The sequence below is a fragment of the Aestuariivita sp. genome (assembly GCF_049276915.1).
Taxonomy (GTDB): domain Bacteria; phylum Pseudomonadota; class Alphaproteobacteria; order Rhodobacterales; family Rhodobacteraceae; genus Aestuariivita.
This window is the reverse complement of sequence record NZ_JBASXK010000164.1, coordinates 17,893-37,651: the sequence shown is the minus strand read 5'-3', so window position 1 is coordinate 37,651 and position 19,759 is coordinate 17,893. Positions and strand designations below refer to the sequence as shown.

The window sequence follows — 19,759 nt, the reverse complement described above, 5'->3', positions numbered from 1 at the left end:
TGCAAGGTCCACCAACACCAATGAAGCCGCGCTTATAGACGGTGCAGATACGGTGTCAATGGCGTTTGCCGGGCACGCCGCAAGCTGCCTCTTTCTGGTCGAAAATACCCCGGGGGAGTCCCGAAGGGACGGGGGCAGCGCCCCCGATCCCGTCGTTAGGCGGCCTCATGCATCAGAATGGCGGCTTCGGATGCCGACAGGTTGCGCCGCGCATAATCGCCATAGACATGCGGATTGATCTCCATGCCGGGCAGTTTGCGCAACAACCTGGCGCGATCGCCCTCTGTCAAGGCGCTCAGGGCGGCGCTTGCAGGATGAAAGCTCTCGGCTTCGACTCCATTGGCCCAGATCACCTGATGGTGCGGCAAAAGCAAATGGATGTACTCTACCTCGCGCACCTGCAGATCGACAAAGATGTTCGAGCCGTTCACAAGATCCCGCGCAGGCACCAGAACTTCGGGGGTGTTGAAAAGGGAGCGCGCCACATGTCCGCGGATCAGCATCCGATGCTCGGGGGACACCAAAAGCTCCTGATCGGGCCGCTCGATCCCCAATGCGCCGGGGCGAAAGCGGATCGGGCGCAATTCGGGCATCACGAACATCCGAGCGCCCGTCATGCGGCGCTTGCCGATCCACATGATGTCCTGGGGTCCGCTGTCGCGGGTCATGATCCGGTCGCCTTCGCGCAACTCTTCGATTGGGCGCGCGCCGTCCGGAGTTGAGATCCGTGTGCCGGGCGTGAAACAGATCACGCCACCCTGTGCCCCGCTGACCGGACGCGCGACCTGCGTGCCCAGGGATTGGTGCACGATCCACAGATCCGTCCCCCGCGGGGGAATCGCGTTGAGAAACATCAACAATGGCTGAGACGCCGGCCCGGTTTCGATCACGGTTATGGTATAGCTCTCGCGACCGTCGGTCACCACGAAGTGGCTGTCCATCAATGGCTCGCTCACATCGACATCGTCAATGTTCGACTTGTGGGTCATGGCCGCGCCGACGAGTCGTCGCACCATATGTGTTGCGCGCTTGCGCAGATTGGCATCGCCATCCGTTCGTTCAAGTCGCAAAACATCTGATGGTCCATCCACACGCAGCGCGTCACCGCGCCACGCCCAAGATGATCCAACGGTCAACGCGTTCATTGACGCGGCCTCAAGACCGTCGATTTCCGTTTGCGACCAGGAGATGACGAACGTGCCTGTAAAGCCCGCTCTCATTGCCTGTATGCCTGCCTATATTGTTTTTATCGTTTTTTATTGTGTCTCAATCGTTAACAAAGGTGATTCGCAGATCAAAGTGTTTCCTGCAAACACCCACTCTTTTTTTGCTTACCAGCGGATATCCAGCTTCACCGAGCCGATGAACTGGCTGTCTTGTTGACCCTCGAATTCGCGTCCAAGCCACGTCAGCCCGTAAAACACCCCCGTTCCCTCATTTTGCCATTGCATCCCGAACCGGGCGCGCTCGCGCTGCTGGACAACTTGAAAGCCGCGCTCCTGGGGCAGATAGACGCTGTCAAACACATGGGCGATGTCGGCCCCGAGGACGACGGAAAAACCGTTGTCGTCGTTCTTGATCGTGCGATAGCGCTGGCCGCTGACATTTTCACGCACCAGCAATTCGCCCAGCCCCATGATCCCGAAGGTCATGTCCGCACCGACACGCACCAGAGTTTCGTCGCCCGCGCGTCCTTCTGCAAAGGGGCGCAGTTCTGCTTTGTCAGTCCAGCGGTAGCTGCGCGCGGCTTCCATCACGAGGGTAGGGCGGATCTTGTTCCCGATCTGGTTGTTCAGAACGGCGTCATTTGGGGACTGAACATTGATAAGCTTATGAAAAGCTTCCTGAAAATCATCCAGATGGGTCTGCGGGCCGATAATCACCATATCGCCGCCGACCGCCATTTCGGTTTCACCCATCATGAAATGCGTGTGCAGACCAACGGATAATGCGCCTGCCCATGGCCGGTCTGTCGGATCGAACCTCTGAAGGTTGTCGGGCGCGATGATCTGACCCTGCAGGCGCAGTTCGATCATCTCGCCGAAATTCGAGGGAAGGCTGCCGTTCCAGCCATGGCCCCAGAGGCGCGATGTGGTGATCGAGCCGGTGCGCCACCGGTCCTCCGTATCGCCGAACAGGTCGTTGGTCGTCAGCCGGCCATAGCCCAAAAGCTGCCTTGAACCCAACAGCCCAAACGGCCCCGAAGCGGTCTGTACCGCTTCAAAGCGCGGATCGTCCTGTGCAGTGGCCGCCCCAGGGAAGAAAGCCAGAAGCGCCGCGCAAAGCGTCAGCGCAAAGGTTCGAAGCATCCCGGTACATTCCCGTTCCGTGCCCCCCCGGGCAGTCTCTGGATACCGAATCCCTGAAGAAAGAGCTAGTGCAAGTCTGCAACAGTTTGGGCAAGTTGTCGGCTTGGCAGCGAAATTTGCGTCGCGCAGCTTCAATTGTTCGCCCGTGGCGCCTTGAGGCTGGTCAGGGTCGGGTGTCGACGCTAGAACCTGCGACACAGGGGGATGAAAATGACTGTAATGACGCCACAACCCGGGATCATGGAGATCGCGCTCTATCAGGGCGGAGAGTCCCATATTGATGGCGTCGCAGATGTTCTCAAGCTGTCCTCGAACGAAAACCCTTTCGGGCCCAGCGACGTGTCTGTCAGGGCGATCGCCGACTCAGCGGCCAAGGTGCATCGCTATCCCTCTACCGATCACGCGGCATTGCGCAGGGCCATAGGTGAGGTGCATGGGCTTGATCCTGATCGTCTGATCATCGGTGTCGGCTCGGACGAGATCCTGACATTGCTGGCCCAGGCCTACGCCGGGCCAGGGGATGAGGTGCTGTATCCCGAACACGGGTTTTCACTTTATCGCATCATTGCCCTTGCTGTGGGGGCCACGCCTGTCGTGGCCGCAGAAGACGGGCGCAGGGTGGATGTCGACGCTCTGATTTCTGCACTGACGCCCGCGACACGGCTGGTGTATCTGGCCAACCCCGCCAATCCTGCGGGTACGATGATACCGCAGGACGAGGTCACGCGTCTGGCCGATGCCTTGCCGGATCAATGTCTGCTGGTTCTGGATGGTGCCTATGCCGAGTTCGTGGAGGGCTATGACGGGGGCAGCGCTCTGGTCTCAGAGCGCGAGAATGTCGTGATGACGCGCACCTTTTCAAAGATCTACGGGCTAGGTGGTTTGCGTGTCGGATGGGGCTATGCCTCCCAAGAGATCATGGATGTGCTGAACCGCATCCGCGGCCCGTTCAACATGTCCGGTCTGGCACTTGCGGGAGCCGAGGCGGCCGTGCGGGACCAGGAGTTTGTAACCCGGTGTCGGCAGGTGAATGCGGATGAGCGCGCCCGCCTTACCGGCGGCCTGCATCAACTTGGGATCGCCTGTGACGAAAGCTTTGCCAATTTCGTTCTGGCGCGCTTTTCGGATGAGGCAGAGGCACTGGCGGCCAATGCCCATCTCAAGCGTGCGGGAATCCTGGTGCGGATCGTCAAGGGATACGGCTTTGCGGATGCATTGCGCATCACGGTGGGCCGGCCCGAGGACAACACACGTGTTCTGGCGGCCTTGGGCGCGTTTCGGGGCGCGTCATGAGCGTGATTTATGAACGCGTTGCCCTGATCGGGCTTGGGCTGATCGCATCGTCGATGTTCTGGGCCATCAAGCGGGGCGGTCTGGCTGGTGAGGTGACCGGCTATGCGCGCTCAAGGGAAACCCGCGATACGGCACGTGATATCGGTCTGTGTGATCGCGTCTGCGAGAGCGCCCTTGAGGCGGTTGAAGGCGCTGACCTCATCGTGCTTTGCGTCCCGGTCGGGGCCATGGGTGATGTAGCTGCCGAGATTGCCGGTGCTCTCAAACCCGGTGCGACCGTGACGGATGTCGGTTCGGTCAAACGCCATGTGATCGAGATGGTTGGCCCCTATCTGCCGCAAAACGTGCATTTCGTTCCCGCCCATCCCTTGGCCGGGACCGAACATTCCGGCCCGCGCTCAGGTTTCGCGGAACTCTTTGACAATCGCTGGTGTCTGCTGGTTCCGGTCGAGGGTACCGACCCAGACGCGATAGAGCGCCTGCGCGAGCTTTGGCTTTCCATGGGGGCCAACGTGGATGAGATGGACGCCGATCACCATGATCTGGTTCTGGCCGTCACCAGCCATGCGCCGCACCTGATTGCCTATACCATGGTGGGTGTGGCCGATGATCTGCGCCGCGTCACCGATAGCGAAGTGATCAAGTATTCCGCGGCCGGCTTTCGGGATTTCACCCGTATCGCCGCATCCGATCCGACCATGTGGCGCGATGTGTTCCTCAGTAACAAGGATGCCACGCTCGAAATTCTCGGGCGGTTCACCGAAGAGCTGTTCGCGCTTCAGCGCGCCATTCGGACCGGAGACGGTGATCACCTGCATGCGTATTTTACCCGAACGCGCGCGATCAGGCGCGGGATCATCGAGGCAGGTCAGGATACCGACGCCCCCAATTTCGGACGCGGAGGCTCACGCCCATGATGATGCGGACGCCCTGGCTGGTTCTATGCGCGCTGCTCACCCTGACGCCGGCGCTTGCCAAGGCCCCCGACAGTTCCATACGACCCCAGCCGCGCGCCGTCGCGCATCCCGGCGCTGTGATCTTGCCCACACCGCCAGTGTTGCGCCCGAATGCGCGCCCTGCATCGCAACAGATCGTTGCCACCTCGACGCAATCATCGTTTGCGGGGGTGGGCCTCATGCAATCGCTGCGCCCGTTCTCGCGTCCGCCGTCTGTCGGACAGGAGGCCATGTCGCGCAATCGTCAGGCGCGTCGGGGCATGGTCTGCGGTACGCCGGAAATCCAGGGCGAGGTGGTAGGGCTGGTGCCGGGCCGCATCAGCGGATGCGGTATTTCGGATGCGGTGCGTATCCGCTCGGTCGCGGGCGTTTCGCTCAGCCAGCAGGCCCTGATGGATTGTAACACGGCAAAAGCCCTCAATCGCTGGGTCAAGAACGGCGTCCAACCTGCGTTGCGGACAAAAGGGCGGGTCGAACAACTGCGCGTCGCGGCGCATTACGCTTGCCGGACCCGAAACAACCAGCCCGGTGCACGCATTTCAGAGCACGGCAAGGGGCGTGCCATCGACATCTCGGGCTTCAAGATGGACGATGGCGAGGTGATCACGGTTCTGGAACACTGGAACGCCCGCGGATACCGCACCGCCATGCGCAAGATGCACAAGACCGCCTGCGGTCCGTTCGGCACGGTGCTGGGGCCGGACAGCGACCGCTTTCACCGCGATCATTTCCATTTCGATACGGCCAGCTACCGATCCGGACCCTTCTGCCGCTAACGCAGGATCAAGCGGGGGGCCGGTCCCAGCGGCAGAGGCCCGAGGGCCACAGCACCGCCGCGCAAATTCAGTCGCAAATCCAGCGCATTGGGATTGCCACCCAGACCTTCTAGCATACTGAGCGCACGCTCGACCGGGTTCACCGCCTGTTCTGGCAACACACCTGCTTCTTGCGCAATGGCCAGCATATCGCGCCAATTCTCGGCCTTGATCGTTATGGTGCCCTCGGGAATGCCCTCGTCATCCACAGTGAACGACCCCGCCGCCAAAAGCCGCAAAGCCCCCCATTTCGCCTCGGCCAGACGAAGATCGACTAGCCGTGGCTGGGGGCGGGCGGCCTCCAGAGCGCTGCGATCCCAAGGCTTGTCCCAGGTGATCGTTGCTTCCAGCTCAAAGACTTCAAACGCTTCCGGCAACGTCTTGGAGATACGCGCCACGTCGCGCAACCGCTCGCCGGGCGCAAAGGCTTCGGCGCGCGCAGTAACCGAATATGTCTCGGGACTGTCCTGTTGCACGGTGGACAGGGTCAGCGTCTGGGCGCGTGCCAGCGGTTCGCCTTCCTCGCTCAGGGACCACGGACCCGACGTGAGTGACATGGAGTCAAGCTCAAGCGCCAGACCGGGCTTCAGGCGCAGATCGGCCACCAAGCCTTCTGTGACAATGCTCAAGGTCTGCTCGAAATATGACAAAAGCTGAGGCGCATCGGCAAATCGCAACGTAACATGACCGGGCCAGATCGCGCGGCTGTCGATCACGAGGCTCTCTGCCTGCCATGCCGCGCCAGTGCCGGGATCAGCCAGCGCAGGTGCCTTGATGGTTGTCACATGGCGAGAGGGGTAGCCGGTCAGCGACAGCTCAGCATAGTCAGCTTGCCAGCCACGTGCCTCTTGCGTGTCAAACCAGCGTGCCACGCCGTTTTGAACCCACCATCCGGCCCCGGCCCAATAAAGCGACCACATCAGCACCAAAACCAAGACCCATTTCAGCAAACGCATCGCTTTCCTGACCTTTCGCATGCTTCCCGTTTGGTGTTTACAAGCCTCATCAGACAAGGACCAGACACGATGACAATGTGGGTATTCGGATACGGTTCGCTTTTGTGGAACCCCGGTTTTGATGTGGCCGACATGTGTCTGGGCACCCTGCGCGGCTATGCCCGATCATTCTGCATGTCTTCGATTCACCACCGTGGCAGCGTCGAAAAACCCGGGCTGGTTCTGGCGCTGGACGCGGTTGACGGCGCCTTGTGTCGCGGCATGGCCATGCGCGTTGCAGACGGGCGCGAGGATGACACGCTGGCCTATCTGCGCGAGCGCGAACTGATCTCGTCGGCTTATCTGGAAAAGATGCTGAGCGTGCAACTGGACACTGGCACAGAGATCACCGCCGTCACCTATGTGATTGACCCTGCCCATGTGCAGTATTGCGGAGCGCTGCCACTGGAAGAGCAGGCGCAGATCATCGCCCATGCGGTCGGCGATCGTGGTCCAAACACCGAATATCTGTTCAACACTGCCTCGCATCTGACCGAGATCGGGCTGCATGACCCTGATCTGGACTGGTTGGCCCAAAGGGTGCGTCAACTTACGGCATAAGGCCTTGGCTGCACTGGAGTTTGGCGATACTGTCAATCCCAGAGCAGATGAGGTTCAGGCAGGAGCCTATGGCGAACCCAAATCGTGAGGCGCGTCCTCAGTTTTCACAACCAGTCCGGCAGATCGTGTCGATGCTGCTGGTGCTGGGTCTCTCCGCGGCTGGCGCGTTTCTTGCGCTGCCGCGCGTATTGCCGGTGTTCGAGGCCAATCCTTATCTGAATTCCTTCATTGCCTTCGTCTTTGTCATCGGCGTTTTGGCCTGTTTCTGGCAGGTTTTCACGCTGATCGGCTCGGTGCGCTGGATCGAACGCTTTGCTGCGACCGAGACCGCACCTGAGGGCAGCGCACCCCAGCTTCTGGCCCCGTTGGCGTCTTTGCTGCGCTCGCGAGGGGCGCGGATGCAAATCAACAGCACATCGTCACGTTCGATCCTGGATTCCGTAGCCCAGCGGATAGACGAGGCCCGTGAGATCACGCGTTACATCGTTAATCTTCTGGTTTTCCTGGGCCTTTTGGGCACATTCTACGGGCTGGCGACGACGGTTCCTGCCGTTGTCGATACGATCCGCAGCCTTGCCCCGCAAGACGGCGAGGCCGGTGTCGAGGTTTTCAACCGCCTCATGACAGGCCTTGAGGCGCAGTTGGGTGGCATGGGTGTGGCATTTGCCTCATCTCTGCTGGGTCTGGCCGGATCACTTGTTGTCGGTCTGCTTGAGCTTTTCGCCGGGCACGGTCAGAACCGGTTCTACCGGGAGCTTGAGGAATGGTTATCCTCGATCACCCGCGTCGGATATGCCTCTGGCGATGAGGGCGGATCGGATGCGGGCATGGTCGATGCTGTGTTGGAGCAGATGTCCGAACAGATGGATGTGCTGCAACAGATGTACGCCAAGTCCGATGTGAACCTTGGCATGCTGGAAATGCGGCTGGGTCGGCTGGTGGATGCGGTTGGCAACCTTGTAGACAAGATGGACGGAGACCATCGCGCCGTGGATGCCATAGACCGGATGGTCGAAGGGCAGGAACGGTTGATCGATGCTGTCTCGCAAAACAGCGGCGACGGGATCGATGCGGAAAGCCGCATGCGTCTGCGCTCGATCGATGTGCAGATGCTGCGTATCCTCGAAGAGATTTCTGCCGGACGCCAGGAGACCCTCGCGCTGCTGCACAAGGAAATCGATACTGCGGTGCGATTGATCGCCCAGAGCCAGTCCAGCCCCGGGCGTGCGCGTCCCATGAAGCCGCCGGCCACGTCAGAGGAGGGCTGAGCCATGGCCCTTTCGCGGCGCACAGGGCAACGGTTTCAAAGTTCCATCTGGCCGGGTTTCGTGGATGCGATGACTGGACTCTTGCTGGTTCTGATGTTCGTGCTGACCATCTTCATGGTGGTTCAGTTCGTGCTGCGCGAAACGATCACCGGGCAGGAAAGCGAGCTTGACGCGCTTTCTGCCGAAGTCAGCGCCTTGGCCTTGGCATTGGGCCTTGAAGAAACAAGGTCAGGTGAGCTTGAAACGCGCGTGGGCGCATTGACCGCCACGCTTGGTGACGCGCAGGCCACTCTGGAGCAGCAGTCTTCCTTGATTGCGGCCTTGCGGGGGGAGCGCGATGCGCAGGATGCTGCGTTGGCGCAGGCCCAGACGCAGATCACCAGCTTTGAAGCGCAGGTTGCCGCGTTGCTTGCGGATCAGAACAGGGCGCAGGGTGCGATTGCAGAGCTTGAAACCCAACGCGACAGGCTTTTGTCTGAACAGGAGGCGCTGAACCTGGCGCTTGCCCAGTCGCGCACTGAAATCGACGCCCAAAGCGAAGCCGCGCGATTGGCGGCAGCGCGCCGGGAAGCCCTTGAAGCGCTGGTCGCGGATCTTGAGGCCGGGCAGAGCGAAGCGCAGGCGCGCATTGGCGATCTTGAGTCCCAGCTCAGCGACGAGGAGGCCGCGCGTCTGGCCGAAGCCGCCGCCGCCGAAGCCCTGCGCGCGCGTCTGCAGGACTCCAACGCTGAACTGACGGCCATGACCCTGGCGCTGGAGGCGCAGCGCAAGCAGGCCGAAGACACGCTGACCCTGCTGGCCGCTGCAGAGGCCGCCCGTGAGGATCTGGATGCCCGGTTGCTGGGCGCTTTGACAGAGGCCGAAGCCGTGCGCACACAAGGCGCGGAACTTCAGGCGCAATTGGACACCGCCTTGTCCGACCAGGAAGCCCTGCGCGCGCGCCTTCTTGCGGCACTGGCTCAGCAAGAGGCGGCACAGGCTGAACTGACCGAACAGATGACACTGGCCCAGCAGCGCGCGGCCTTGCTGGCTACCGCCAATGCGGCGCTTTCCCTGGAAGAGGCCGCCACGGCCGAGAGCCAGCGTGAAATGGCGCTTCTCAATCAACAGGTCGCGGCACTGCGATCGCAGCTTAGCGGATTGCAGTCTCTTCTGGATGAAGCTCGGGCGCGTGACAGTGAAGCTCAGGTTCAACTGGAGTCCCTTGGCTCTGAACTCAACACAGCCCTTGCGCGGGTTGCGTCCGAAGAGCGCATGCGCCGCCAGCTGGAGGAGGCTGAACGCGCACGTCTGGAGCAGGAGGCCATCGAGCTTGCGGCTCAGGCCAAGGATCTGGAACGCTATCGCTCGGAGTTTTTTGGCCGCTTGCGTGAGGTGCTCAGCGGTCAGGATCGCGTGCGCATTGTCGGCGACCGGTTTGTCTTTTCTTCCGAAGTCCTGTTTGCCCCCGGTAGCGCCGATCTGTCTGTGGAAGGCCGGGCCGAGATCCAAAGTATTGCCGGACTGTTGCGCGAAATTTCCACCGAAATCCCTGATGATATCGACTGGCTGATCCGTGTGGACGGGCACACCGACAACACGCCGCTTTCGGGGTTCGGAGAGTTTGCTGATAACTGGGAACTCAGTCAGGCGCGCGCGCTGTCCGTCGTGCGCTACATGGCCCAGGAACAGGGTATCCCGCCTGAGCGTCTTGCGGCGAACGGTTTTGGAGAATTCCAGCCGTTGAACCCGGATGACACGGATACAGCCCGTGCGCAGAACCGGCGGATCGAGCTGAAACTGACGGAACGCTAATCGACGCTGATCTTGATGTCCGCACTGTCGATCACCCGATCGTCCCGGATAAGCAGCGCGCTGCCCTCATAGATCCCACGGGGCCAAGGTGCGCTGCGCCGCTTTCCGGTGGCACGAAAGAACCGGGCCTGTGTCCGCTCCAGCGTGATGTCCTGGCTGAACAGCGTTCCCTCTGGTCCGTCGACCGACAGAACCAGCCGATCGCCGCTCCTGCTACCAAAGGCGAAGGCATAAAGCACGAAAGCGGGCGACTCTGGCGTGATGGTGCTGGATGCCGTTCCAGCCTGCACGGCGTCATAATCCGGTATCATTTCACTGAAGCCCAAGGTCATGATCGCCCCGGGTGTATAGGGTATCGGTGTGGTCCAAAGCGCCGTTTCGCCCGCCAAGGGCAAGGAGCAGGTGTTGGTGTCTTGAGTCCCGAACGGGTCGATCTCGCGCCCATCTTTCCGGACACTCAGATGCAGATGTGGAAACTGTGTGCGCCCGCTCAGCCCGATCTCACCAAGGCGGTCGCCTTTTTCAACGCGGGCACCGCGGGCAACGGCGACGGTTCCTTTCTTGAGGTGGCAGTATTGCGTCACCCAACCTTCACCATGATCGATGACAAGCCCGTTTCCGCAGTCGCGCCCGTCAATCTCGGCCGAGCGCTCAGGCGTATAGAGAAGATCGGCCATTCCGTCGCGCACACCCGTCACCACGCCCGGAGCAGCGGCCAGCACATCGACCCCTGCATTCATTTCAGCGAATGTCGAAAGGGCGAAATCCGTGCCCTTGTGCCCATCATAGCTGAGCGGGCCGCAGGTGAAATCCTGTGCATCTGGCCCCGGATCACGGTCCATGAATTGCTGGATGTGGCAGGTCTCACCCAAGGTGCAATCGACCGGGAGTGACAAGGAAAAATCGCTCGCCAGGGCGGGCCCGGCGAGCGATGTTAGCAAAGCGGCGAAGGCCGCGCGCATCAATCCGCAGTCAAGAGGGGCGGTTTGTCTCCTGATCCGGTAATGCGCGGGTTCTGCGGGCCTTCGACCTTGAGATCCAAGGCTCCGTTCTTGACGCCAACCTTCACCAGGCCACCCTTGGCCAGCTTTCCAAAGAGCAGTTCTTCGGCCAGCGGTTTTTTGATGTACTCCTGGATTACACGGCCCAAAGGACGTGCGCCCATCTTGTCGTCATAGCCCTTGTCAGCAAGCCATTCGGCAGCAGGACGGGTCAGTTCGATGGTCACACCGCGATCCATTAACTGGGCCTCCAGTTGCATGACGAATTTCTCGACCACCTGCAGGATAACCTCTTTGGGCAGGGCACCAAAAGAGATGACCGCGTCCAGACGGTTGCGGAATTCCGGTGTGAACTGGCGTTCGATCGCGGCGGTGTCTTCCCCCGTGCGCCGGTCACGTCCGAATCCGATGGCTTCTTTCGCCTGTTCGGCGGCACCGGCATTCGACGTCATGATCAGCACCACATTGCGGAAATCCACAGTGCGCCCGTTGTGATCAGTCAGTTTGCCGTGATCCATGACCTGCAGCAGGATGTTATAGACATCCGGGTGCGCTTTCTCGATCTCGTCCAGCAGCAGGACACAATGCGGATGCTGGTCCACACCATCCGTAAGCATGCCGCCCTGATCAAATCCGACATAGCCCGGAGGCGCACCGATCAGACGGGAAACGGCGTGTTTCTCCATGTATTCCGACATGTCAAACCGCAGCAGTTCCACACCCAGCGTATCCGCCAGCTGCCGTGCCACTTCGGTCTTGCCGACGCCGGTGGGGCCTGCAAACAGATAGTTCCCGATCGGTTTCTCGGGCTCGCGCAGACCGGCCCGGGCCAGTTTGATCGCGCTGGACAAGGCGTCGATAGCCGCATCCTGACCGAAGACAACCCGCTTGAGGCTGCCTTCAAGATCCTTGAGTACGGCGGCATCGTCCTTGCTGACATTCTTGGGTGGAATACGCGCAATCTTGGCGACGACTGCTTCGATCTCCTTGGTGCCGATCGTCTTGCGGCGTTTGCTTTCGGCGACCAGATGCTGTGCCGCGCCGGCTTCGTCGATCACGTCGATTGCCTTGTCGGGCAACTTGCGGTCATTGATGTAGCGCGCGGAGAGTTCCACCGCCGTCTTGATCGCATCGGCGGTGTATTTCACCCCGTGATGATCCTCGAAATAGGGCTTGAGACCCTTGAGGATTTTCACGCTGTCATCGACGGTCGGCTCTGCCACATCGATTTTCTGGAACCGACGGCTCAGCGCGCGGTCCTTTTCGAAATGCTGGCGGAATTCCTTGTAGGTTGTCGAACCCATTGTGCGCAGCTTGCCGCCCTGCAGGGCAGGTTTCAGCAGGTTGGACGCATCCATGGCCCCACCGGATGTCGCGCCCGCGCCAATCACGGTGTGAATCTCGTCGATGAAAAGCACCGCGTCAGGATGCGCTTCCAACTCGGTCACGACCGCTTTCAGCCGTTCTTCGAAATCCCCGCGATAGCGCGTGCCCGCCAGAAGCGCGCCCATATCCAGTGAATAGATCGTGGCATGGGCCAGCACTTCGGGCACTTCGCCGGTCACGATCTTGCGGGCAAGACCCTCTGCAATCGCGGTTTTTCCCACACCGGGATCGCCCACCAGAAGCGGATTGTTCTTGCGGCGACGACACAGCACCTGAATGCAGCGTTCGACTTCCGATGCGCGCCCGATCAGCGGATCAACGTCGCCTTCACGCGATTTGGCGTTCAGATCCACGCAGTATTTGCCAAGCGCGCTTTCTTTCGGGTCCGTTACTTCGTTTTGCGGGCTGCCGACCTCTTCTTCCGAGTCAGTGGCCCCCGTGACCGGGCGGCTTTCGCCATAGGCCGGGTTCTTTGCCACGCCATGCGCGATAAAGTTCACGGCGTCATAGCGTGTCATGTCCTGTTCCTGCAGGAAGTACGCGGCGTTGGATTCGCGCTCTGCAAAGATCGCGACCAACACGTTGGCACCCGTGACCTCGGTGCGGCCCGAGGACTGAACGTGGATGGCTGCGCGTTGGATCACGCGCTGGAAGGCGGCAGTTGGCACGGCTTCCGATCCGTCGATATCCGTCACCAGATTCGACAGGTCCTCGTCAACGAATTCAACCAGCGTTGCGCGCAGCTCGTCGGTGTCGACATTGCAGGCTTTCATGACCCGCGTCGCGTCCGGCTCGTCCAGCAGCGCCAGAAGCAGATGCTCCAGCGTCGCGAACTCATGTCTGCGCTCATTGGCCAGTGCCAATGCCGCGTGGATTGCCTGCTCAAGTGTATTCGAGAATGAAGGCACGTTTGGTGCTCCTTCTGTCTGGGCCCCTTTGCAAGGGCATTCGGACTAGGCCCGGGACCATCATTGTCCCTATGTCTTAGAGTTTGGTTTATCGCGGGGCCGCTTCAAGTTTTTTCTGACGTCAGCCGGTCACTTTTCTTGTAATTGTTGTGACAGTGCGCGCGAACTGGGCATCAGAAATTGTCCTTGCGACTGCGGATTTCTGCGAAAACCTGCGAAGGATCCGCGCCATCCATACCAAGATGACGCTGAAGAGAAGGAATTGCTGCCCGAAGGAAGGGATTGGTGTCCAATTCTACGGATAACAATGACGGTACGGTGGGATTGCCTGCCGCGCGCGCGGCATCAATCTCCTTGCACCGGGATATAAGCGCTGGATTGTCCGGTTCAATGGTCAGTGCAAAGCGCGCGTTTGCCTGCGTGTATTCATGCCCCGAACACACCACTGTATTGCCGGGCAAGGCTGCGAGCTTGGACAGGCTTTCCCACATCTGGGGTTTGGTACCTTCAAACACCCGTCCACAGCCCAACGCCATCAAGCTGTCTGCGGTAAAGACCACGTCAGAATCCGCGAAGTAATAGGCGATATGGCCCAGTGTGTGGCCTGACACATCCATGACGGTTCCGGTTTCGGCACCGATTGACACCGTATCGCCCTCATCAAGCGCCACGTGCAAAGGCGGCAGGCGCTCAAGATCGGCCCTTGCGCCAAAAACGCGGGCATCGGGGAAGGTCGCCAAGACCTCGTCCAGACCGCCGACGTGATCCCAATGATGATGCGTGACCAGCACATGGGTGATCTTCCACCCCCGCTTGGCGGCTGCTTTCAGTATGGGTGCCGCTTCCGGGATATCAATCACCGCTGTGTCGCCGCTTTGTGCATCATGAGCCAGATACGCATAGTTGTCCGACAGGCAGGGGATGGTGATGATCTCAAGAGGCATGGATTTTCGCCTTTTCGTTGTTAGATTACACGCAGTTGTTTCCGCCAACTTGGCTCAAAGCCCGGGCACCCGCAATGCATCTTGATGTGCAGGATCTTCGTAACTTTTACTATCGCAGCACATTGGGCCGCGCGGCGCAGCGCATTTTGCAAGACAGGTTGGTGCAGCTCTGGCCTGATGTCAAAGGCCAGACCGTTGCAGGGTTCGGGTTCGCGGTTCCGCTGTTGCGCCCGTTTCTGCTCGACGCACGGCGGGTCATAGCTCTGATGCCCGGCCCGCAAGGGGTGATGCGCTGGCCTGCCAACATGCCCAATGTTTCGGTGTTGATGGACGAAACCGCCTGGCCTTTGGAAACCGGCCATATCGACCGCCTTGTCGTGATGCATGGTCTGGAGACCTCCGAGCAGCCCTCGATCGTCATGGACGAATGCTGGCGCACATTGGGTCCGGGGGGGCGTGCCGTGTTCGTGGTGCCCAACCGCGCCGGCCTGTGGTCACGCAGCGACCGTACACCGTTTGGCTTTGGTCGACCATATACGTTGGGGCAGCTCGAAAGCCAGCTCAAGAAACACAACTTTGCCATCGAACAGCACATGTCGGTTCTCTATCAATTGCCATCGACGCGCCGCTTCTGGCTGAAATCCGGTCCGCTGCTTGAAGAAATGGGCCAGCGCATGCCGGCGATTCTTGCCGGAGGCGTTTTTGTGATAGAAGTGAGCAAACATGTTCAAAACCGACGTGGCACTCCGGTGCGCAAGGAGGCTGCCAAGCCGCTGGGCGTATTGGAGGGTCTGGCCAAACCCGTGCCAAAGCCGGCTTGAAAGCTGATTTCGCCCAATTCGAGGGCAGGGAATCGTAAAATCTGACCAAAAAAGTGCAACAATATGGGCGCTTTTGAGGGCGCAAACGGTCGCATCCCGGCTAAGCGACTGAAATCAATGAAAATGTGCCTTTTGCTGTTATCGCTATACCATGTTGCGAGGGCTGAAACCCTCTGCTACACGCTCCCTGATTTTAACGCCCGGGTCTGCGCCCGGGCTGTTTCACACGCCCCCGACGCATCCGTTGGGGCCAGACAATCGAAAGGGTGGACGTGTCCGAACCAGCTTCGATTTCCGAGGGTATAGCGGAACGCTATGCCACCGCGATGTTTGAAATCGCACTTGAGAGCAAAGACCTCGATGGTCTTGAGGCAAGCCTGAACGATTTGGCCGCCGCGCTCGACGAGAGTGCCGATCTACGCGAACTTATCTCGTCGCCCGTCATAGCACGGTCCGATCAAAAGGCTGCCATGGCGGCTGTTGCAAAGAAAATGGCTCTCAGCCAGGCCATGCAGAACGTTCTGGGCCTGATGGCGGACAAGCGTCGCTTGTTCGTTCTTCCCCAGATGATCAAGGCTCTGCGTGCCAAGATCGCCGAACATCGCGGCGAAGTCACGGCCGATGTCGTGAGCGCCAAGGCTCTGACCAAGGCACAGTCGGACAAGCTGGCAAAAACACTCGCCACCAAGTTTGGCAAGAACATCACAATCAAAGCGTCTGTCGATGAAAGCATCATCGGCGGTCTCGTTGTCAAAGTGGGCTCGAAAATGATCGACACCTCGATCGCGGCCAAGCTCAACTCCCTCCAGAATGTAATGAAAGAGGTCGGATAAATGGGTATCCAAGCAGCAGAGATTTCTGCGATCCTGAAGGACCAGATCAAGAACTTTGGCAAGGACGCCGAAGTTGCCGAAGTGGGCCGCGTGCTCAGCGTTGGTGACGGGATCGCACGTGTGTACGGCCTCGACAGCGTGCAAGCGGGTGAGATGGTTGAATTCCCCGGCGGTATCATGGGGATGGCCCTGAACCTGGAATCCGACAACGTCGGCGTTGTGATCTTCGGGTCCGACCGCGACATCAAGGAAGGTGACACCGTCAAGCGCACCAACTCGATCGTGGACGTTCCCACAGGTGATGCTCTGCTGGGTCGCGTCGTGGACGGTCTGGGCAACCCGCTGGACGGCAAGGGCCCCATCGAGACATCGACCCGTTCGGTGGCCGACGTCAAAGCCCCTGGCATCATCCCGCGCAAATCGGTGCATGAGCCGATGGCAACTGGTCTGAAATCCGTAGACGCGATGATCCCAATTGGCCGTGGCCAGCGTGAGCTGATCATCGGTGACCGCCAGACCGGCAAGACAGCCGTGGCTCTGGATGCGATCCTGAACCAGAAATCCTACAACGCTGCGGCTGGCGATGATGAGAGCAAGAAGCTCTATTGCATCTATGTCGCGATCGGCCAGAAGCGCTCGACCGTGGCGCAGCTGGTGAAGAAGCTGGAAGAATCCGGCGCGATCGAATATACGATCGTTGTGGCCGCCACCGCGTCCGAACCTGCACCAATGCAGTTCCTGGCACCTTACGCCGCGACCGCGATGGCCGAGCATTTCCGTGACAATGGCCGCCATGCGCTGATCATCTATGATGACCTTTCCAAGCAGGCTGTTGCCTATCGCCAGATGTCGCTGCTTTTGCGTCGCCCACCCGGCCGCGAAGCCTATCCTGGTGACGTGTTCTATCTTCACTCCCGCTTGCTGGAACGTTCGGCCAAGCTGAACGAAGACAATGGTTCGGGTTCGCTGACGGCTCTGCCGATCATCGAAACCCAGGGTGGTGACGTGTCGGCCTTTATTCCAACCAACGTGATCTCGATCACGGACGGCCAGATCTTCCTTGAAACCGAACTGTTCTATCAAGGTATCCGCCCTGCGGTGAACACCGGTCTGTCGGTGTCTCGTGTGGGATCGTCGGCGCAAACCAAGGCGATGTCTTCTGTGGCCGGTCCTGTGAAACTCTCGTTGGCTCAGTATCGTGAGATGGCGGCATTCGCCCAGTTTGGTTCGGACCTTGATGCCGCTACGCAGCAGCTGCTGAACCGGGGCGCGCGTCTGACCGAGCTGATGAAGCAGGCTCAGTATTCTCCGCTGACAAACGCCGAGATCGTCTGCATCATCTTTGCCGGCACGAATGGCTATCTCGACAAGGTCGCCGTCAAGGACGTCGGTCGCTATGAGGCTGGTCTGCTGTCGCATCTGCGGGGCAAGCATCAGGATCTTCTTGCGTGGATCACCAACGAAGATCCCAAGATCAAGGATGCTGCCGCCGACAAAGTCAAAGCCGCGCTCGACGAATTCGCCTCGACCTTCGCATAAGGAGATCGGGCAATGCCAAATCTCAAGGACCTGAAAAACAGGATCGCGTCGGTCAAGTCGACCCGCAAGATCACCAAGGCCATGCAAATGGTGGCCGCCGCAAAACTGCGGCGGGCACAGGATGCTGCCGAACAGGCGCGTCCTTATGCGGATCGCTTCAACGCGGTGATGGCAGGTCTGGCCGCATCGGTTGGCGGCAGCGACAGCGCGCCCAAACTGCTGACCGGTACCGGCAGCGACAAGGTGCATCTGCTGGTGGTGATGACGTCCGAGCGGGGCCTCTGCGGGGGCTTCAACTCCAACATCGTCAAGAAAGCCAAAGCGCATGCAGCCATGCTGCTGGCCGAAGGCAAGACGGTCAAGATCCTCACCGTCGGCAAGAAAGGGCGTGACCAGCTCAAGCGCGATTTCGCGCAGATGTTCGTCGGTCACGTGGACCTGAGCGATGTCAAACGCATCGGTTATGCCGATGCGCAAGGCATTGCCAAGGATGTTCTGGCGCGTTTTGATGCGGGCGAGTTCGACATCGCGACGCTGTTCTTTGCGACCTTCATCAATGTGGTGTCGCAAGATCCCAAGGCGCAGCAGATCATCCCGGCCAAGTTTGACGACGCAGGCCAGGACGAGGGCGCTTCGACGCTGTATGATTACGAGCCGGATGAGGAGGCAATCCTCACCGACCTGCTTCCCCGTGGCGTGGCCACGCAGATCTTTACCGGTCTGCTGGAAAACGGCGCATCCGAGCAGGGCGCGCGAATGTCCGCAATGGACAACGCGACGCGCAACGCAGGCGAGATGATCGACAAGCTGACGATCCAGTACAACCGTTCGCGTCAGGCCGTTATTACAAACGAGCTGATTGAAATTATTTCCGGCGCGGAAGCGCTGTAAGAGAGAACCGGAGAAACGACATGGCTAAAGCAGTCGGCAAAATCACCCAAGTCATCGGCGCGGTCGTTGACGTGCAATTCGCGGATCATCTGCCCGAGATTCTGAACGCGGTCACCACGGATAACCAGGGCAAGACGCTGGTTCTCGAAGTGGCTCAGCACCTTGGCGAAAACACTGTGCGCACCATCGCGATGGACGCCACCGAGGGCCTTGTGCGCGGTGCTGTCGTGACCGATACGGGTGCCCCCATTCAGGTGCCGGTCGGCAAGGCCACACTGGGCCGCATTCTGAACGTGACCGGCGACCCGGTTGACGAAAAAGGCCCCGTGAACGCGGAAGAAACCCGCGCTATCCACGGCGAGGCACCTGCGTTTGACCAACAGTCCACTGCAACCGAGATCCTGACGACCGGCATCAAGGTTATCGACCTTTTGGCCCCCTATACCAAGGGCGGCAAGATCGGCCTTTTCGGTGGTGCGGGTGTGGGCAAGACCGTTCTCATCATGGAACTGATTAACAACATCGCCAAGGTGCACTCGGGTGTGTCCGTGTTTGCCGGTGTGGGTGAGCGGACCCGTGAGGGCAACGATCTTTACTACGAAATGATCGAATCCGGCGTTATCGTTCCAGACAATCTGACGGAATCGAAAATCGCACTGGTTTATGGCCAGATGAATGAACCTCCGGGTGCACGGATGCGCGTTGCCCTGACCGGTCTGTCGCTGGCTGAACAGTTCCGCGATGACACCGGGTCGGACGTGTTGTTCTTCGTGGACAACATCTTCCGCTTCACTCAGGCGGGTTCGGAAGTGTCCGCCCTTTTGGGCCGTATCCCATCCGCTGTGGGCTATCAGCCAACACTGGCGACAGACATGGGCGCGATGCAGGAGCGGATCTCGTCGACCAAGAATGGTTCGATCACGTCTGTTCAGGCCGTTTACGTGCCTGCGGATGACTTGACCGACCCTGCACCTGCAACCTCGTTTGCCCACCTTGACGCCACAACGGTTCTCGACCGTGCGATCTCGGAAAAAGGCATCTATCCGGCTGTGGATCCGCTGGGCTCGACCTCGCGCCTGCTGGACCCGCTGATCATCGGCGAGGAACACTACAAGGTGGCAACGGATGTGCAGCAGGTGCTTCAGCGCTACAAGTCGCTGCAAGACATCATCGCGATCCTCGGCATGGACGAACTCAGCGAAGAAGACAAACTGACCGTGGCACGCGCGCGCAAGATCGAGCGTTTCCTGTCTCAGCCGTTCGACGTTGCGAAAGTCTTCACAGGCTCTGACGGTGTTCAGGTCCCGCTGGAAGAAACGATCAAATCGTTCAAGGCGGTTGTGGCCGGTGAATACGATCACCTTCCCGAGGGTGCCTTCTACATGGTTGGCGGTATCGACGAAGTGATCGCAAAAGCCCAACGGATGGCTGCAGACGCAGCCTAA

17 protein-coding genes are annotated in these 19,759 nt (G+C 59.9%); 11 read left to right on the top strand and 6 right to left on the bottom strand.

The window, feature by feature from the left end; all coding sequences use genetic code 11:
- Positions 1-155 precede the first annotated feature (155 nt).
- Together WAO69_RS17355 and WAO69_RS17350 are read right to left on the bottom strand one after the other, a co-directional pair.
- Positions 156-1,220, bottom strand: a complete 1,065-nt coding sequence (locus WAO69_RS17355; protein WP_422181464.1) for a Hint domain-containing protein — start codon at positions 1,218-1,220, stop codon at positions 156-158.
- Between the two features lie 111 nt (positions 1,221-1,331).
- The gene (locus WAO69_RS17350; RefSeq protein WP_422181462.1) at positions 1,332-2,309 is read right to left on the bottom strand and encodes a lipid A-modifier LpxR family protein; all 978 of its coding nucleotides are present in this window, start codon (positions 2,307-2,309) and stop codon (positions 1,332-1,334) included.
- Positions 2,310-2,519: 210 nt separating this feature from the next.
- Here WAO69_RS17350 and hisC point away from each other — a divergent pair, with 210 nt between their 5' ends.
- From hisC to WAO69_RS17335, 3 genes are read left to right on the top strand one after another with little or no spacing between them, the layout of a single operon-like run.
- Positions 2,520-3,602, top strand: coding sequence for a histidinol-phosphate transaminase (gene hisC / locus WAO69_RS17345; protein WP_422181460.1), 1,083 nt, complete (start codon positions 2,520-2,522; stop codon positions 3,600-3,602).
- Positions 3,599-4,519 (top strand): prephenate/arogenate dehydrogenase family protein, encoded by a 921-nt coding sequence (locus WAO69_RS17340; protein ID WP_422181458.1) that lies wholly within the window; start codon positions 3,599-3,601, stop codon positions 4,517-4,519. Before hisC ends, WAO69_RS17340 begins: the two co-directional genes overlap by 4 nt.
- Entirely contained in the window at positions 4,516-5,334 is an 819-nt protein-coding gene (locus WAO69_RS17335; protein WP_422181456.1) for an extensin family protein, read from the top strand. The genes WAO69_RS17340 and WAO69_RS17335 overlap by 4 nt, the downstream gene beginning before the upstream one ends.
- Here WAO69_RS17335 and WAO69_RS17330 read toward each other — a convergent pair.
- Positions 5,331-6,329, bottom strand: coding sequence for a DUF2125 domain-containing protein (locus WAO69_RS17330; protein WP_422181454.1), 999 nt, complete (start codon positions 6,327-6,329; stop codon positions 5,331-5,333). The genes WAO69_RS17335 and WAO69_RS17330 overlap by 4 nt on opposite strands.
- 69 nt (positions 6,330-6,398) lie before the next feature.
- Here WAO69_RS17330 and WAO69_RS17325 point away from each other — a divergent pair, with 69 nt between their 5' ends.
- From WAO69_RS17325 to WAO69_RS17315, 3 genes are all read left to right on the top strand, one after another.
- The gene (locus WAO69_RS17325; protein WP_422181452.1) at positions 6,399-6,929 is read left to right on the top strand and encodes a gamma-glutamylcyclotransferase; all 531 of its coding nucleotides are present in this window, start codon (positions 6,399-6,401) and stop codon (positions 6,927-6,929) included.
- Positions 6,930-6,997: 68 nt separating this feature from the next.
- The gene (locus WAO69_RS17320; RefSeq protein WP_422181450.1) at positions 6,998-8,197 is read left to right on the top strand and encodes a biopolymer transporter ExbB; all 1,200 of its coding nucleotides are present in this window, start codon (positions 6,998-7,000) and stop codon (positions 8,195-8,197) included.
- Between the two features lie 3 nt (positions 8,198-8,200).
- Complete coding sequence (locus WAO69_RS17315; RefSeq protein ID WP_422181449.1) at positions 8,201-9,991, top strand: peptidoglycan -binding protein; 1,791 nt, start codon at positions 8,201-8,203, stop codon at positions 9,989-9,991.
- Here the strand turns inward: WAO69_RS17315 and WAO69_RS17310 are convergent.
- From WAO69_RS17310 to gloB, 3 genes are all read right to left on the bottom strand, one after another.
- A complete protein-coding gene (locus WAO69_RS17310) occupies positions 9,988-10,833 on the bottom strand; it encodes a M23 family metallopeptidase (RefSeq protein WP_422181446.1) in 846 nt (281 codons plus the stop codon). The genes WAO69_RS17315 and WAO69_RS17310 overlap by 4 nt on opposite strands.
- A gap of 119 nt (positions 10,834-10,952) precedes the next feature.
- Positions 10,953-13,286, bottom strand: a complete 2,334-nt coding sequence (clpA, locus tag WAO69_RS17305) for an ATP-dependent Clp protease ATP-binding subunit ClpA (protein WP_422181444.1) — start codon at positions 13,284-13,286, stop codon at positions 10,953-10,955.
- Between the two features lie 173 nt (positions 13,287-13,459).
- Positions 13,460-14,230, bottom strand: a complete 771-nt coding sequence (gloB, locus tag WAO69_RS17300; RefSeq protein ID WP_422181442.1) for a hydroxyacylglutathione hydrolase — start codon at positions 14,228-14,230, stop codon at positions 13,460-13,462.
- Positions 14,231-14,304: 74 nt separating this feature from the next.
- On the opposite strand from gloB, the gene WAO69_RS17295 reads away from it, so the two are divergent.
- The 5 genes from WAO69_RS17295 to atpD all read left to right on the top strand — a co-directional run bounded on the left by WAO69_RS17295 (position 14,305) and on the right by atpD (position 19,759).
- Positions 14,305-15,051 carry a class I SAM-dependent methyltransferase gene (locus tag WAO69_RS17295; protein WP_422181440.1) on the top strand — a complete coding sequence of 249 codons (747 nt, stop codon included), beginning with the start codon at positions 14,305-14,307 and terminating at the stop codon, positions 15,049-15,051.
- Positions 15,052-15,323: 272 nt separating this feature from the next.
- Positions 15,324-15,884, top strand: coding sequence for a F0F1 ATP synthase subunit delta (locus tag WAO69_RS17290; protein ID WP_422181438.1), 561 nt, complete (start codon positions 15,324-15,326; stop codon positions 15,882-15,884).
- Complete coding sequence (gene atpA, locus WAO69_RS17285; protein WP_422181436.1) at positions 15,885-17,423, top strand: F0F1 ATP synthase subunit alpha; 1,539 nt, start codon at positions 15,885-15,887, stop codon at positions 17,421-17,423.
- 12 nt (positions 17,424-17,435) lie between these two features.
- Positions 17,436-18,314 (top strand): F0F1 ATP synthase subunit gamma, encoded by an 879-nt coding sequence (locus tag WAO69_RS17280; RefSeq protein WP_422181434.1) that lies wholly within the window; start codon positions 17,436-17,438, stop codon positions 18,312-18,314.
- Positions 18,315-18,334: 20 nt separating this feature from the next.
- On the top strand, positions 18,335-19,759 hold the full coding sequence (atpD, locus tag WAO69_RS17275) for a F0F1 ATP synthase subunit beta (protein WP_422181432.1): 1,425 nt from the start codon (positions 18,335-18,337) through the stop codon (positions 19,757-19,759).